Source organism: Paenibacillus sp. Y280 (assembly GCF_056786335.1).
On record NZ_JBXCIW010000002.1, the window covers coordinates 55,225 to 70,100 of the forward strand.

A 14,876-nucleotide genomic window follows, 5' to 3' on the forward strand; every position below is an offset into this window, starting at 1 on the left:
CCCTCTCACCCCTTTGTCAGAAAAAATGGCGCTTCCTGCAAAAAGCTAGGCTCAACCGGCAATTTCGTTACCCATTTGCCGCTGGCCTGCCGAATGGCTGCCGCAATAGCAGGAGCCAGCGTTACAGAGCCGACCTCGCCGATGCCGCGCGGGCCATAGTCATCATTTTCCGGCAAGTGTTCAATGGCCTCAACCTCGACCAAGCCGCTTTGATCGACAATGGTCGGTACGAGATACGTATCCAAATTTCGAGTTATATAATGGCCTTTATCCATAATGGCGTCCTCCATAAGGGCAAAGCCCAGCGCCATGCTGCTGCCTCCTTCGATCTGACCGAGGAAGCCCTGCGGATTGATGACAGGTCCAGCCGCCACCGCATGATATTGCTGAAGCACCTTGACTCGCCCGGTTAATGAATTGAGCTCAACCTTAACGGCAACGGCCGAGTACGTGTACATAAAATGAGCGCCAACCCGATCCGTTGGTGAAGTAGGAAATGCAAATGACGTTTCACAGCTTATGTGGCTGCCTTCCGCTTTTGCTAAATCCTCGTAGGAGAGCAGCAGCTTATCATCAGCTTCCTCCCATATGCCCCCCGCGCCTAATCGGAGCTTCTCCTCCGAAAGATTCAGGATAGAACCTGCGCGTTTCAGCATTTGTTCCGTAAAAGGCTCCTTCAGCCGCTGCAGCGATTTCCACATCATGGCGGTTGCACGAGATGCCGTCGTTGATCCGCTCTCGGGCACGACATCGGTATCCCCGATAATCATTCGAATATCTTCTGCGGCAAAACCATACTGCTCAATGAGCATTTGCTCAAGTGTTGCCAGCAAGCCTTGGCCAAATTCCTCATACCCGAACACCGCTTCAATCCTCCCGTCGGCCGCGAGCGCCAATCGTCCGCCAGCCGGATCGGGAATACCGACGCCAAGACCAGCGCCATGCATCGTAAAAACAGCGCCGATTCCAGTCTTTATCCAAGGCTCTTCTTCAGGCAAGCCGGTTGCATCCGGGCTGCTTCTCTCCTGCCACAGCGGACATTTTGCAATGGCGTCCCACACCTGTTCGGCACCCTCAGTCATGGCGATAGGCTGGTCGAATGGACCAAGATCCTCGACCTGACGCATATTCAGTTTGCGAAATGCCCAAGGCTCCATGCCGAGCCGTTCGGCAAGCCGATCCATTTGACCCTCCAGCGCGAAGATCGCTTGATTGCCTCCAAAGCCTCGGAATTCACCGGACATGCCGTTATTCGTGAATACGGAGACGCCTTTGACATCCAGATGTTCATAGCGGTATGGGCCAATGACATGCTCGGTGGCGAAGTTGAGCACTTCTGCGCCAAGGGTGGAATATGGACCTGTGTCCGAAATAATGCTGACTTGATGCGCCAGCAATTTGCCGGAAGCATCCGTACCTGTCTTCATCGTAAATTTCATCGGATGCCGCTTTAAGCCTGCGCGAATCGATTCCTGTCTAGCGTTATGCATCTTAATGGGCTTCCCCGTGCTCATAGCGAGCAGTGCGCCGTATGGCTGCACGTTCAGCTCATCCTTCCCGCCAAACGAGCCTCCGATCGGGCTTGAGACGATCCGAATTTCTTGCTGAGGCTTCGCTAAGATGCGGGATAGCTGCATCCGATCCATGAACCCATGCTGCGTCGCCGAGTAGACCGTCAATCGACCGTCATCCTCAGGTACGAACAAGCCGCCTTCCGTTTCCATGTACGTGTGCATTTGACGAGGCGTATAATACGTTTCTTCAATAATATGAGTGCACTGCTTGAAGCCATCCTCCGCATCGCCTCTGCTAAACGTGGTATGATGCATCGCATTCCCCTTAGGGTGCAGCTGCGGCGAATCTGCCAGCAGCGCCCGCTCGGGATCATCGACGACTGGTAAAATCTCGTATTCGATTTGGATTAACTCAATTGCATGCTGGGCAATCGCAATGCTTTCTGCCGCTACTGTCGCCAGCGCATCGCCCACATATCGCACACGGTCCTCGCAAAGTACGGGCTGATCCGGGTGCGCGATTCCGAAAGCATTTAATCCAGGGACATCCAGATAAGTAAGCACCGCATGAACGCCAGGCAGTTGCTTTGCCGATTCCGTATGAATGGATACGATTCGCGCATGTGGATGCTCGCTTCGCAGCACAAGACCGTAGAGCATTTCTTCCCTTGTTATATCCGTTAAATATGCCAAGCTGCCTGTTACCTTGCCTAACCCGTCAGGACGAATTCGCCATCGCCCAGCGCTGCTTGCGCGGTTTAAGAGCAAAAGCTTCATCCTCCCTTTTTTGCCATTAATGTCTCGCAGCCTTCCAAAGCTCTGTCACGATAACATTTGCCGCCGTAGTTCTCCGATAAGCAGCCGATGCGAACAGATCCTCTCGCGGCTCATAGAGTTGAATAATTCGGTCATAGACATGCTGCAGCAGTTGACCATCCAATGGTGCTCCGACGATTTCCTTCTCTAATTGCTCGAGCCGCTGCGGTACGGTCTGACCGCCGCCAAGCGCAATCCGTATCCCCTGTAGAACACCATCATCCGCAAGCGATCCCTTGATCGCTGCGGTAACGACTGATGGGGTGAACGCTTCTCGGCGTCCGATTTTATGATAAGCGCCGAAACGCTTCATTTTCGAAATCGAATCTTTCCCGTCACCATCATCGCTCGCTTCCCGTTCCTCCGTCTCTTTGAAAGGAAGCAGCACGCTTAACAGCAGACGTTCATTGGCCCGGCTCGGAGCGCTTGCGATATTCAGCCATTCCGTTAATGGCAGCAACTGCTCAGCAGTGCCGTCATACCAAATCACTTCGGCATCATACGCAAGCAGCGCAGCAATCGAATCGCCAATATTTGAAGCAACATTGCCTCCAATCGTCGCTAAATGCCGAACGGAAGGCGCCGCTATCGTACGAATCGCCTCGGTCACCATCGGAAAATGCCGCTGCAGAAAAGCATGGGTACGGCAGGCTTGCAAGCTCATTTGACCGCCAATTAAGAGCCCCGTCTCGCCGACTCTAATCTCCTTCAAACCGCGAACCGTGCTCAAATTGATTAAATGCTTCGGCAAGGCCGCTATCCCAGATTCCCAGTGCGTGCGAAGCAGCGTGCCGCCGGATATATAAACGCTGCCTGCTGCATAGGCTTGTTTGAGCTGCCACGCATCCGCAGCCGTTTGCGGATGCCATACAAGAGGAGACGCCATGGTCTCCGGAACGTTTATGCCCATCGTGCTCCCCTCCTTTTACTGTTAAAAAGTTGTTAAAATCGTTGTTCCCTAATATACGGTACGCCAAGCGATTCCGGCGAGCCGGATGGCTTGTTGCGATTGCGCCAGCCGAGGAACATGAGCACTAGAATCGTAACGACGTACGGAATCATTTTTAAGAAATAGGACGGTATTTCACTGCCAATCAATTGAATGCGGAAGCCCAGCATGTCGAGCGCCCCGAAGAAATAAGCGCAAAAGAGGGCGCGAATCGGATTCCATCTGGCAAAAATAACTAAAGCAACCGCGATCCAGCCTCGTCCCGTCGTCATGCCCTCCGTCCAAGTCGGCGAGTAGACGAGCAGCAAATCCGCTCCGGCGAGCCCAATGAGAATGGAACCGACAATGATGTAGCCGTAGCGAAACGCTTGAACGCGTATCCCCATTACATCCGCTGTAGCCGGATTATCGCCCATTGCCCGCAGATGGAGCCCGAGCGAGGTGCGGTGGATGAAGAGATGAAGACCGATAACAAGCAAGAAGCTGAACCATGTCAATAGATCAAGGTGGGCGAAAATGCGGCCAAAGAACGGAACGCCCTCAAGCCAAGGCATATCAAGCTTCGGTACCGCTCTTGGAACGGGGAGCCCGCTAATCGGCTTGCCTAAATAAGCGCTTAGTCCCGCCCCGAATAAAGTCATCGCAAGTCCGCAAACGATCTGATTCGCCCGCAGCGACACACTGAGAAAAGCGTGAATGCCGCCTAGCAGAATGCTAATGCCGCAAACGGCCAGCAGCGTAACCGTCAAGCTTCCGGTTTGCAGAAAAGTCAGACATGCCGTAACGGCACCCATCAGCATAAGACCCTCCGCGCCAAGCTGGATGATGCCTGAGCGTTCGATCAATATGCCGCCTAGCGTTGCGAACAATAGCGGTGTACCAGAGGATATGGCGGCAAGCAGCATTTGATACACGATTTCCATCGTTTAAACGCCCCTTTTCAACGAATTCTACGAAGACGGAATTTACTGAATGTGCCGCCTGCAATAAGGAAAAATAAGATCGCGCCCTGAAGCATTTCGGAGATCGAGGATGGCAAGCCAATCGTTTGTACGCTGTACCCTCCGACAATAAGGCCGCCGAACAGAAACGAGGCTACGACTAGCCCGATGGGATGCAGCTTGGCGAGCCATGCCACGATTATGGCGGTGTAGCCATACCCTGGCGAAATGCCGTACATTAAGCGATGCGTCACGCCGGATACCTCAGCCATTCCTGCAAGACCGGCCAGCCCGCCGCTTATGAGCATGACCAGCAAAATATGTCTGCTAATGCGAATGCCCGCATTTTTGGCGGCTTCGGGATTGGCGCCGATCAGTCTCAGCTCATAGCCCCAACGCGTGTATTTAATGAAGAAGCCATATAGAACAATCGCGATGATGCCGAACAACAGCCCAAGATGCAGCCTTGTGTCGCCAAGCACCGGAAGCGATTGCGCCTCCGTAAACATCGGCGTCCCTGGAAAATTCATCCCCTTCGGATCCTTCCAAGGACCAAACACAAAAGAATCCATCGCAAGCAAAGCAACGTAATTGAGCATCAGAGAGGTGACCAGCTCATTGACTTGAAAGTAGGTGCGCGGAATTGCCGTCAACAGACCCCACACGCCGCCTGCAACGATGCTGAACACGATCATCGCAGGAATAATGAGAATGCCGGGCATATTCGGAAAATAAATCGTTACTGCTGTCGCGGCCATCGCGCCAGCGGCAAATTGCCCCTCAGCACCGATGTTCCATACGGATATGCGATAAGCAATCGCAACGCCAAGTCCGCATAGCAGCAGCGGAATCGTCTTGACAAGCGTTTCGGTCAAGCCGTATGAAGTGCCGAACGCGCCTGTGAACATTTTCTTATATACAGGAAAAGGGTTCATGCCATTCGCTGCAATAAATATGCCGCAAACGACTAGCGCCAGCAGCACCGACACGAAAGGAATCCACCACGAGCTGCCCTTCTTTGTGCTATAAATTTCAATGCGATAGGATCGCCACTTCCATTTGCTAGATTCTTGAGCTGCTTCGATAGCAAGCGATCCTTTCGTTAATACAGGCTTTTTGTCGCTCATCCCGCTTCCTCCTCCGGCGCCTCCGGAGCTTGAAGACCTGCCATATACATGCCGATCCTCTCCCGATCCGCTTCCTCCCTTGCCATCTCGCCTACGATTTGACCGTTATAAATAACGAGAATGCGATCAGATAGCTGTATAACCTCATCTAAATCTTCTGAAATGAGCAAAACGCTTTTTCCAGCGTCACGCATCTCTGCCATAAGTCGGTGCACGCCTTCCGTCGCTCCAACATCGAGCCCTTGAGTCGGATGCACGGCTACCATAAGCAGAGGATCCTGATTCACTTCTCTAGCAAAAAGCAGCTTTTGCTGATTCCCGCCCGACAATTGCTGGACTGGCGTATCGAGGCCAGGCGTTCGAACATCAAATTGTTTAACTAAATCATGCGACCATTGGCGATTTGCCCTTATCCGCAAAAAGCCGTATAGAGAGCGTTCCTTCGTCCGATACGATTTGAACAATAAATTGTCAACGATACCCAGATTCCCGGCAAGACCGCTCTTCATGCGATTCTCGGGCACATGGGCAATTCCCGATTCGATTGCCGCCCTTACGGAACCATTCTTCAGCTCTTTGCCGTCAAAATGAATCGTTCCGCGCTTCCACGGCCTGAGACCTGTCAGCACCTCGGCTAGCTCCTTCTGCCCATTTCCTGCAACACCCGCGACTCCTACTATTTCGCCTTCGCTAACTTCTAGCGAGAAATGATCAAGCGATTTCCTGCCATGATCGGCATAGACATCAACATGCTGGACGGATAGTAGCCGCTTCCCTTTCGGTCGCGGAAGGATTGGCCGGCTTTCAGCGAGCTCTTTGCCAACCATCAGCCTCGCAAGCTCGCGTTCATTGGTGTCTGTTTTCGCCATCGAATGAATCAGCTTGCCCTTGCGCATGACCGAGATATGATCCGAAGCAGCCATGACCTCCTTCAGCTTGTGGGTAGTCATAATAACGGTCTTCCCTTCTGATTTCATGCGCTGCAGCGTTGCGAACAGCTGCTCGGCTTCGCCAGGGGTCAGCACCGACGTCGGCTCATCCAAAATAATGAGCTCCGCGCCGCGATAGAGCGTCTTGACGATCTCCACACGCTGCTGCTCCCCAACCGAGAGCTGCCAGATCGGACGATTGACCGGGAACGATAAACCAAAATGTTCCGCGATCGCTTCGATTTCCTGCTGCTTATTGTTCATCCATCTGGCTCCCCGCCAAAACGATGATTTCTCCCCCAGCACAATGTTTTCGGCTGCGGTCAACGATTGAACGAGGCGGAAGTTTTGAAACACCATGCCAACGCCAAGCTTCATGGCATCCTTCGGCGATCGAATCTTTGCCGGCTCGCCATGAATGAAGATGTCGCCGCTGGTCGGCCGATATACGCCAGAGAGCATGCACATCATCGTGCTTTTGCCTGCTCCGTTCTCCCCGAGCAGCGCATGAATTTCTCCCCGCTTTGCTTGGAAATCAACAAAGTCATTCGCCACGACCGAGCCAAAATGCTTCACGATTTGGCGCATTTCTACCGAATACTTTTCATTCATTTTGACCCTCCTCAAAGGTTTGCGAAGCAAACCTACTTCGAAAGCATAAGCCAAGGTTTGCGAAGCAAACCTACTTCGTAAGCATGAACTTAGGTTTGTGAAGCAAACCTACTTCGAAAGCATAAGCCAAGGTTTGCTTAGCAAACCTACTTCGTAAGCAGCTTCATACCGAAATAGCTGTTTAATCGAGTAGGAGGGGGCGATAAACCCCCGTCCTCTCACACCACCGTACGTACCGTTCGGTATACGGCGGTTCATGTCATATTCCGCAGTTGTTTGTATCTGTCCGTTAAGCTTTTCAGACCAAGAGATAACCAATATTGGTTATCTAGTGATCGATGGAGAATTGGACTGCATGCGATACGCCAGTATTTCTTCCTCGAATTTCCCCATTCATATGCCTTCTGTTTCGGGACTCCAAGCGACACCAATTTCCTAACCTTTGTCTTTGGTTGCTTCCATTGTTTCCAGACACACATCCGGAGCCTTCTCCTTGTCCATTCGTCCAGTTCTTGGAATAGGCTTTTCGTGTCCGACAGCGCGTAATATCCGCACCAGCCCGTAAGATATTGATTTAGCTCCTTTATCCGCTTCTCGATCGGGATCGGCTTACTACGAGAGGTTATCGCTTTGATCCTTGCTTTCACTCGCTCTAGCGATGGTTTTGCTATCTTTACTCTCGGATTCTTTTTATCCCAACTGAACGTAAATCCTAGAAACTTGCGTTTCCATGGGCGATCTACCGCGCTTTTCTCTCGGTTTACCTTCAACTTCAGTTTTCCCTCAATAAATGTGGTAATGGATTTCATCACCCGTTGTCCTGCCTTCCACGTTTTCACGTAGATGTTACAGTCATCGGCATATCTTACGAAGCGGAGGTTCCTCTGTTCTAGTTCCTTATCCAATTCGTCAAGGACGATATTAGATAACAATGGACTCAGCGGACCTCCTTGCGGCGCTCCTTCCGTTGATGCTTGGACGAGTCCTCTTTCCATGACTCCCGCCTGCAAATAAGTGCGTATGAGTTTCAACACTGTTTTGTCTGTTACTCGTTCCGCTAGCTTTGCCATTAAGCGGTCATGATGGATATGATCGAAGAATTTCTCCATGTCGATGTCTACCACAATTCGATGTCCCTCTTGCATGTAGCTGCGCGCTTTCCTCACCGCATCATGTGCTCGCCTTTGAGGGCGAAATCCATAGCTTTGTTCAGAAAATGCGGGGTCAAATACCGGGGTTAATACTTGCGTGATCGCCTGCTGGATGAGGCGGTCTGTCACGGTTGGTATGCCTAAGAACCGAGTTCCACCGTTCGGCTTCGGGATTTCGACCCGACGGACTGGACTAGGCTCATAGGTTCCGTTTCTTATGCTTTTGCGAATCGTTTGCCAGTTTTGTACGATGTGTCTGCGTAAATCTTTTACCGACATGCCATCTACGCCATGGCTTCCCTTATTCGCTTCGACCCTTGCTAGCGCCGACAGCATATTGCCTCGTGACAGCACTTCCTCGATCATCCTTCGATACACTCCCTTGCGTGAACGTCTCTTCTCTTTGTGCCGTTGATGAACTCTGCCCTTCTGAGTACCCTCAGCGTATTCACCGCTACTTTCCTCAGATAAGTCCCTTAAAGAAAGGGATTGTCTGCTTTCCATGTCCATCCTCGAACGCCAAGTCGCTTACGTTCCTATTCCATGTTCGGCCCTTCCGCAAGCTGTTGCAACAGCCCACGTACTATGGCTTCTGCTGACTTCTATACGTTCAGCCTGCTTTCACAAGCAGGTTTACGAGGTTTCTCGCGTTCCGTACAGATCTCCCCAGGTAAGAGCGCTATCTTCCTCTCCATCTATCTGCTTCATTTACTCTCGCACGCCTTCGGCAGTAAGGACTTTGGTTTGTTTAGCAACCTCATCCAACGTACGCTAGCCTGATATGAAGTTCGTGTTCCTCAGACCGGAGATTTGCCGCCGGCTTCCTTCAGATTCCACCTCGCGATGGACACCCTTGCCTTAAGCTATGGCTACTACTGCCTTCACCATTCGGGACTTGAACCCTAGAGATAGCGCCCATGCTGGGCGCACTAAATCAACAAATCCCTTCATTCAGGGATTTGTTGACTTACCCATATGGCGAAAGCCGATTATTTCGGAATCGTGCCTTCTACCCCTTTAACGAACCAATCCATGATCAAAATGTCATCAAGCGCAAGTGTTTTGCCTTCGTCAACCTTGACTGCGCCGGACGCATCCGTAATCGGACCGGTAAATACGTTGATCTCGCCGCTAATGAGCTTCGTTTTCGTATCGTTCACGAGCGTTTTCACATCCTCAGGCACGCTTGGTCCAAGCGGTGCAATATCAACCATGCCGTCTGTCAATGAACCGGAATACTGCTCGCTCTTCCAAGTGCCATCGATAACGGATTGAACCGTCTTCGTATAATAAGGCCCCCAGTTCCAAATCGGGTTCGTTAAGTATGCTTCTGGCGCGAACCGGGTCATATCGGAATCGTTGCCGCCAGCCATTGCGCCTCGTTCAGCCGCTGCTTGCAGCGTTGCCGGTGAATCCTGATAAGCGAGCAGCACATCCGCTCCTTTATCAAGCAGACTTACTGCTGCCTGACGCTCCGTTGTCGGGTCATACCAGGTATTCGTCCAGACTACGCTGACCTTTGCATCCGGATTGACGCTCTGCACGCCAAGCGTGAAGGCGTTTATGTTATAAATAACTTCAGGAATTGGGAATGCGCCAACATAGCCGATGATGTTTTTCTTCGTCATCTTCCCTGCTGCTATACCGCTTAAATAGCTGGCATCGAAGTTTTTGCCGAAAAATGTGCCCATGTTGTCATTTGTTTTGTAGCCTGCGGTATGGAGGAATTTCACATCTGGAAATTTCTTGGCTACGTTGAGGGTGTAATCCATGTAACCGAAGCTTGTCGTGAAGATGATGTCGTGGTTTTGCGCGAGCTCCGTAATGATCCGTTCCGCATCCGCGCTCTCCGGCACATTTTCGACCGTATCCGCTTTGATGCCTAGCTTCTCTTCCATATACAATCTGCCCTTGTCATGCTCGAAAGTCCATCCGCCATCTCCCGGAGGCCCAATATAGACGAATGCGACGCGAGGCAGCTTAGCCGGTTCATCCGTTGCGGTATCTCCTGCTGAGGTTTCCGCGGCCGGGCTTGCCGTGCCCTCACTCGAATTGTTCGTCTTGCTGCTGGAGCAGCCGCTAATGATTAATACAAATGTTAAAAGAAGTGCAAAACCTGTGGATATTACTTTTTTGTGCTGTTTCATACCGTTCCTCCCCGACTCTCTATTTTTTTGGACAGCTGACAAGGTACAAGACTAGCAATTGTACGCTGTCGGTCACTCGAATCGAATGGCTTCAACAACTTTCCATGGAAGCTGTTTATACCTCTCGCTCGTTTTGGCCTCGACCAATAACGTACTATCAATATATATCGATGTTAACATTACGTCAATATATATAACACAAAATAGTTAAAAAGTGGGTTTAAGTTATGTCTTAAAGAAATAATTAATGAAAATATCCGATTTTGTGTTATTTATGCTGACATAAATTTAATTGCTACTCCGTTAATGAGTCTATATAATGATTTTTCGCCAATTCAAAATCCTCTGGCGTATCCACATCAAATAAAGCTGCCCGATTCACAGCCAATAATCCATACCCTCTAAAATGTGGAGAGCCAAACCACCTCCTCGCTCCAGCTTCCCCCTCAAGCTGCAGCAAAGCTTCGAACATCGAAGACGATAATATAGCAGGAGGCATTAGAACAACCGCACCATCACTTGCGTCATGCACAGCTGTAGCTACATAATCCAGCTCGGGCTGTACAAGCCAATAATGTATAAGCTCATTAATCATGCCAGTCGTAATAAAGGGCTGGTCCGCTAGAGCCACCACAACAGCATCTAATTCCGCATCAATGCCCATAAGGGTTCGAAGGCCATGGCGAATCGAATGCCCCATGCCTTGCGAAGCATCTATGCAGGCATCGATATGGATAGACGTAACTTTAGGCGGGGCAGCTCCTCTTATTTCCCCTCCTTCTGCCGGCACCCACTCTAACGGATCCTCCGGATGCACAACGACCATCACACGCTTAAGAGAGCTTCCCATAAGAGCATGCAGCGCCATACTTGCGAGCGGCTTGCTTGCGGCCAGCTTGAGCGACTGTTTTCTCATTCCCATCCGCTTGCTCTGTCCTGCCGCTAAATAAAGAGCTGAAATAACCATTGCCCGCCATCTCCCTTCTTGAACCCGCTTTATTTCCCGAACGAACAGCTATCAGCTCTGCCGCAACGCTGACCGCTATTTCAAGAGGCCCATCCGCGCCAATGGATAAACCGATAGGCGCCCTTACATTCGATGGCATAAGAAAGGTTTCAAATAACATCCGAATCCGTTTCTTCGAGCCTATAATGCCGATGTACACAAGCTGGAGCGGCAGCGATAAGCGAATCATTTCCTTGTCCTGCTGCAAATGATGGCTGCATACGATCAAATAATCATCCGGGCGGAACCCGATCTGCTCAACGATTTGTTCAGGCGAACCAACGATGCATACCGCATCAGGAAACCGCTCCTTCGTGCACAATGACGAACGCCAATCCGCAGCCACGATCTGGAAGCCTATATTTTTGACGAGCGAATAAATCGCCTCCGTGTCCTTGCCTGCTCCGAATAAAACCAACCTCGGCCTAGGTCTAATCCAAATAGACAAATAATCAGCGTTTCCTTCCCCGGCATCTGAATCGCTCTTCTCCATTTCCACTGCCGCTTCGTCAATAAGGGAATAGCTTATTTGCTGCTCATTCCAGCTTCTAACGAGTTTTACAGACTTACCCGCATCGTTTTTCTCCTTCGCTTCCATTAGAAGCGATCGCAATCGTCCATTGACCGGCTCAAGCAGCAAGCGTACTTTCCCGCCGCAGCCAATGGCATCTCCCCAAATGATATCCTCATCCGAATTCAAATTATAATCGATTACTTCAAATTGACCTGATTGAACGATGGCAGCAGTCCGCTCGAACAGATCATGCTCTAGGCAGCCTGGACTCACGGTTCCGATATGTTCCCCGCTTTGCTTGAACAGCATGGCCGCTCCTGTTTTTCGGTAAGAATGGCCTTTCACGCAAACGATCGTCGCCAGCACACTCTGCTCATGGTCTGCCATCGCCGCCGTCAATATATCATGCATATCCATCCCTATCCCTCCCAAAACATAAGCCGTCGCAAGGACTACATTTTACGCGTTATGAACAAGTGGCCTCGTCTACAGTCTTGCAATTAATTTGCGCAGAGAGCGGTCCGCTTCCTTTAATACAACCTTCTTGTCGACCGTTCTGACCAGCTTGCTCTCCATGACGATTTGACCGTCGATAAGCACCGTATCCACATCGCCTCTTGTTGCCGCATAGACGACTCTCGAATACCAATCGGCGTCGAAGGATGGATAGACGTGAAAGTCTTCAAGATCAAGAAGCTGCAAATCCGCAAGCTTGCCGACCTCGATGCTGCCGATCTCCTGCTCTAAACCAAGCACCTTAGCGCCGCCCATCGTCGCCATTCGGAGCACCGTCTTTGCATTCATGATCGTCGGGCCATGCTTTACCTTTTGCATATAGGCGGTCAACCGCATTTCTTGGAACATATCCAAATTGTTATTGCACGGCGCACCGTCTGCGCCAATCCCGACGTCTATGCCTTGCTCGAGCAAGAGCGGAATTTCTGCAACACCCGACGCAAGCTTCATATTGGAGCCCGGGCAATGTGTCACTTTAACGCCTCGCTCACGTATGATCCTCATCTCCTCACCATCAAGCCAAATACTATGGGCCAAAATCAGATTCGGCTTCGCAAGACCAATATGATCCAAATAAACAACGTTTCTCATCCCGCGTTCCACTTCGACCATGGCGGTCTCGCCTAAATTTTCCGATGCATGCGTGTGCACCATGACGCCATACTTCGCGGATAGATCTCGCACGCCTACAAGCAGCTCCTCCGTACAGGAAACTACGAACCGCGGGCAAAAAGCATATTGAATCCGTCCATTTTCCGCACCATGCCATTTTTCCAATAAATCTACGCTATCCTGAAGCGACTTTTGCGTATTTTCCTGCAAAGCAATCGGCACTTCAGTACCATGGTCCATCATGACCTTTCCAGAGAGTGCGCGAATGCCGCTTTCCTTTATCGCTTGAAAGGCAGACTCCGTATAATGAACCGTCTCCATATCCAAAATCGTTGTCGTACCGCTTCGGATTAATTCCCCAATTCCAAGCATGGCAGAGTAATAAACGGAATCCTCGCTATGCGCTGCCTCGAGCGGCCAAATCTTTTCTTTGAGCCACTCGATAAGCGATAAATCATCGGCTCTTCCCCGGAAGAGCGTTTGACAAAGATGGATATGCGTTTGCACAAAACCGGGAAGCAGCACCTTGCCGTCAGCGTCGATAATCCGATCCGCCGCATTCGTTTCGAGCCGTTCTCCAATTTGCACAATCCGATTGCCTTCTATTAATACATCGCCTGTAAAAATGTGATCCTGCGCGTTCATTGTCATCACTACAGCGTTTTGAATAAGTATGGTTGTCATCGTGATCTCCCCCTTATGCATAAAAACCCAATTAATGTATTATTTAATTAGCTAAATATTCTGACTTTAAAGCCGATCCATTCTCCTGTTTACCACAGCTTGGGCTTCATTGCATTACTATCTTTATGCGTCTTCTCCCCACTCCAATCGTTTCATGCAACTTATCTTCCATAGACAGCCCATCCTGCCAAACAGAAAGAAAATAAGCCCTTTCGCTTTCGTTATGTAAGTTTATCTAACATCATAATGCAGAGTTTAACGTTAAGCAATACGTTTAGTGAAATATTTATATGCAAAATTTTGATTTTCCGTCCACATCTGACACATATATTACGCTGAAAATAAAAAAATGGCATCGATTTTTAGTCGATGCCTTCATAAATTGCCATTCAAGCTCACGTTGACCTTTTTCAAACGATACACGCTGGAATAAGATGCTCGAACAGCAGCTTCCTCGACCAGATGGCATCATTGCGCTTGGTCACTTGCTTCCGAATGACAATAACGAGCTCATGCGCCGGAGCAATCAGCAAATATTGACCGCCATGGCCAAAAGCAAAGTAACAGTCGCAAAGACAATTGTGGCTTTCGGGCGAATGCCACCAATGAAAGCCATAGCCGCCATAAATCGGCGGCTCATAGTGAAGCAAGCCCCGGTGATGCAGCTTCGTTGAGTCCTCCACCCAAGCGGAGGATAACAGCTGCTTGTTGTCGAATCGGCCATTTTGTGCAAACAGGCTTCCAATCCTTGCTAAATCCTTGCCATACAAATAAAGTCCTGTACCGCCTTCGTTGATTCCCCCGCGCTCCATCCAGCGAGCGCTGTGGAAGCCAAGCGGACCAAATAAATAGTCCTTAGCGAAAGATAGCGCCGGCATGCCGACCGCATTCGTCAATATGGCCGACAATAAATGCGAGCCTCCGGAGTTGTAGGCAAATGCCGTTCCAGGCTCGGAAATCAACGGCTGCTCAAAAACGAATTGGATCGGGTCCTGTGCCGCTTTAAATACTTTGTAAGGCTTGTCAAAATCAGGCCAATCAAAGCCTGGCGTCATCGTTAGAAGATGCTTAATCGTTATTTGGCTAAGCGCCTCGCTTATTTCGGGAGGATGCTTCAAATAATCCGTGATCGGCTCGTCCACGTTTGTTAAGAAGCCCTTATCGATTGCAATGCCGATTAACGCAGATAAAATACTTTTGGTGCATGAATAGAGAGGTCCGATCGAATCCTTGCCGCTCTCATACCATTCGCCAAGGAGCTGCTGCCCTTTTAACACGATAACTGTTTTCATTTTCCATTCTGAAAGCAGCTTGCGGTATGCTTCCAAATCGTTCGGGTTCATAGGCGCAATCGACCT

General features: G+C 50.3%; 11 protein-coding genes. All 11 read right to left on the reverse strand.

Going from position 1 to position 14,876, the window contains the following annotated elements; all coding sequences use genetic code 11:
• Positions 1–5: 5 nt before the first annotated feature.
• Entirely contained in the window at positions 6–2,282 is a 2,277-nt protein-coding gene (gene pucD / locus AC1TPC_RS02985) for a xanthine dehydrogenase subunit D (RefSeq protein ID WP_482065391.1), read from the reverse strand.
• Between the two features lie 25 nt (positions 2,283–2,307).
• Positions 2,308–3,240, reverse strand: a complete 933-nt coding sequence (locus AC1TPC_RS02990) for an FAD binding domain-containing protein (protein WP_482065392.1) — start codon at positions 3,238–3,240, stop codon at positions 2,308–2,310.
• 32 nt (positions 3,241–3,272) lie between these two features.
• Positions 3,273–4,202, reverse strand: a complete 930-nt coding sequence (locus AC1TPC_RS02995) for an ABC transporter permease (RefSeq protein ID WP_482065393.1) — start codon at positions 4,200–4,202, stop codon at positions 3,273–3,275.
• Between the two features lie 17 nt (positions 4,203–4,219).
• A complete protein-coding gene (locus tag AC1TPC_RS03000; protein ID WP_482065394.1) occupies positions 4,220–5,347 on the reverse strand; it encodes an ABC transporter permease in 1,128 nt (375 codons plus the stop codon).
• The gene (locus AC1TPC_RS03005) at positions 5,344–6,888 is read right to left on the reverse strand and encodes an ABC transporter ATP-binding protein (RefSeq protein ID WP_482065395.1); all 1,545 of its coding nucleotides are present in this window, start codon (positions 6,886–6,888) and stop codon (positions 5,344–5,346) included. Before AC1TPC_RS03005 ends, AC1TPC_RS03000 begins: the two co-directional genes overlap by 4 nt.
• A gap of 254 nt (positions 6,889–7,142) precedes the next feature.
• Positions 7,143–8,405, reverse strand: a complete 1,263-nt coding sequence (gene ltrA, locus AC1TPC_RS03010; protein ID WP_482065396.1) for a group II intron reverse transcriptase/maturase — start codon at positions 8,403–8,405, stop codon at positions 7,143–7,145.
• Between the two features lie 623 nt (positions 8,406–9,028).
• Positions 9,029–10,186, reverse strand: coding sequence for a BMP family ABC transporter substrate-binding protein (locus tag AC1TPC_RS03015; RefSeq protein ID WP_482065397.1), 1,158 nt, complete (start codon positions 10,184–10,186; stop codon positions 9,029–9,031).
• Between the two features lie 295 nt (positions 10,187–10,481).
• The gene (locus AC1TPC_RS03020) at positions 10,482–11,102 is read right to left on the reverse strand and encodes an NTP transferase domain-containing protein (RefSeq protein WP_482065398.1); all 621 of its coding nucleotides are present in this window, start codon (positions 11,100–11,102) and stop codon (positions 10,482–10,484) included.
• Positions 11,020–12,123 carry an XdhC family protein gene (locus AC1TPC_RS03025; protein ID WP_482065399.1) on the reverse strand — a complete coding sequence of 368 codons (1,104 nt, stop codon included), beginning with the start codon at positions 12,121–12,123 and terminating at the stop codon, positions 11,020–11,022. Before AC1TPC_RS03025 ends, AC1TPC_RS03020 begins: the two co-directional genes overlap by 83 nt.
• A gap of 69 nt (positions 12,124–12,192) precedes the next feature.
• Positions 12,193–13,518: a 5'-deoxyadenosine deaminase gene (locus AC1TPC_RS03030; RefSeq protein WP_482065400.1), complete on the reverse strand. Its 1,326-nt coding sequence runs from the start codon at positions 13,516–13,518 to the stop codon at positions 12,193–12,195.
• Positions 13,519–13,928: 410 nt separating this feature from the next.
• Positions 13,929–14,861 (reverse strand): serine hydrolase domain-containing protein, encoded by a 933-nt coding sequence (locus tag AC1TPC_RS03035; RefSeq protein ID WP_482065401.1) that lies wholly within the window; start codon positions 14,859–14,861, stop codon positions 13,929–13,931.
• Positions 14,862–14,876: the final 15 nt, after the last annotated feature.

What these genes read in the sequence shown, in the direction of transcription:
- AC1TPC_RS02990 (WP_482065392.1), bottom strand. Translation starts at nt 3,240, where the DNA reads ATGGGCATAAACGTTCCGGAGACCATGGCGTCTCCTCTTGTATGGCAT.
- AC1TPC_RS02995 (WP_482065393.1), bottom strand. Translation starts at nt 4,202, where the DNA reads ATGGAAATCGTGTATCAAATGCTGCTTGCCGCCATATCCTCTGGTACA.
- AC1TPC_RS03000 (WP_482065394.1), bottom strand. Translation starts at nt 5,347, where the DNA reads ATGAGCGACAAAAAGCCTGTATTAACGAAAGGATCGCTTGCTATCGAA.
- AC1TPC_RS03005 (WP_482065395.1), bottom strand. Translation starts at nt 6,888, where the DNA reads ATGAATGAAAAGTATTCGGTAGAAATGCGCCAAATCGTGAAGCATTTT.
- ltrA (WP_482065396.1), bottom strand. Translation starts at nt 8,405, where the DNA reads ATGATCGAGGAAGTGCTGTCACGAGGCAATATGCTGTCGGCGCTAGCA.
- AC1TPC_RS03015 (WP_482065397.1), bottom strand. Translation starts at nt 10,186, where the DNA reads ATGAAACAGCACAAAAAAGTAATATCCACAGGTTTTGCACTTCTTTTA.
- AC1TPC_RS03020 (WP_482065398.1), bottom strand. Translation starts at nt 11,102, where the DNA reads ATGAGAAAACAGTCGCTCAAGCTGGCCGCAAGCAAGCCGCTCGCAAGT.
- AC1TPC_RS03025 (WP_482065399.1), bottom strand. Translation starts at nt 12,123, where the DNA reads ATGGATATGCATGATATATTGACGGCGGCGATGGCAGACCATGAGCAG.
- AC1TPC_RS03030 (WP_482065400.1), bottom strand. Translation starts at nt 13,518, where the DNA reads ATGACAACCATACTTATTCAAAACGCTGTAGTGATGACAATGAACGCG.
- AC1TPC_RS03035 (WP_482065401.1), bottom strand. Translation starts at nt 14,861, where the DNA reads ATGAACCCGAACGATTTGGAAGCATACCGCAAGCTGCTTTCAGAATGG.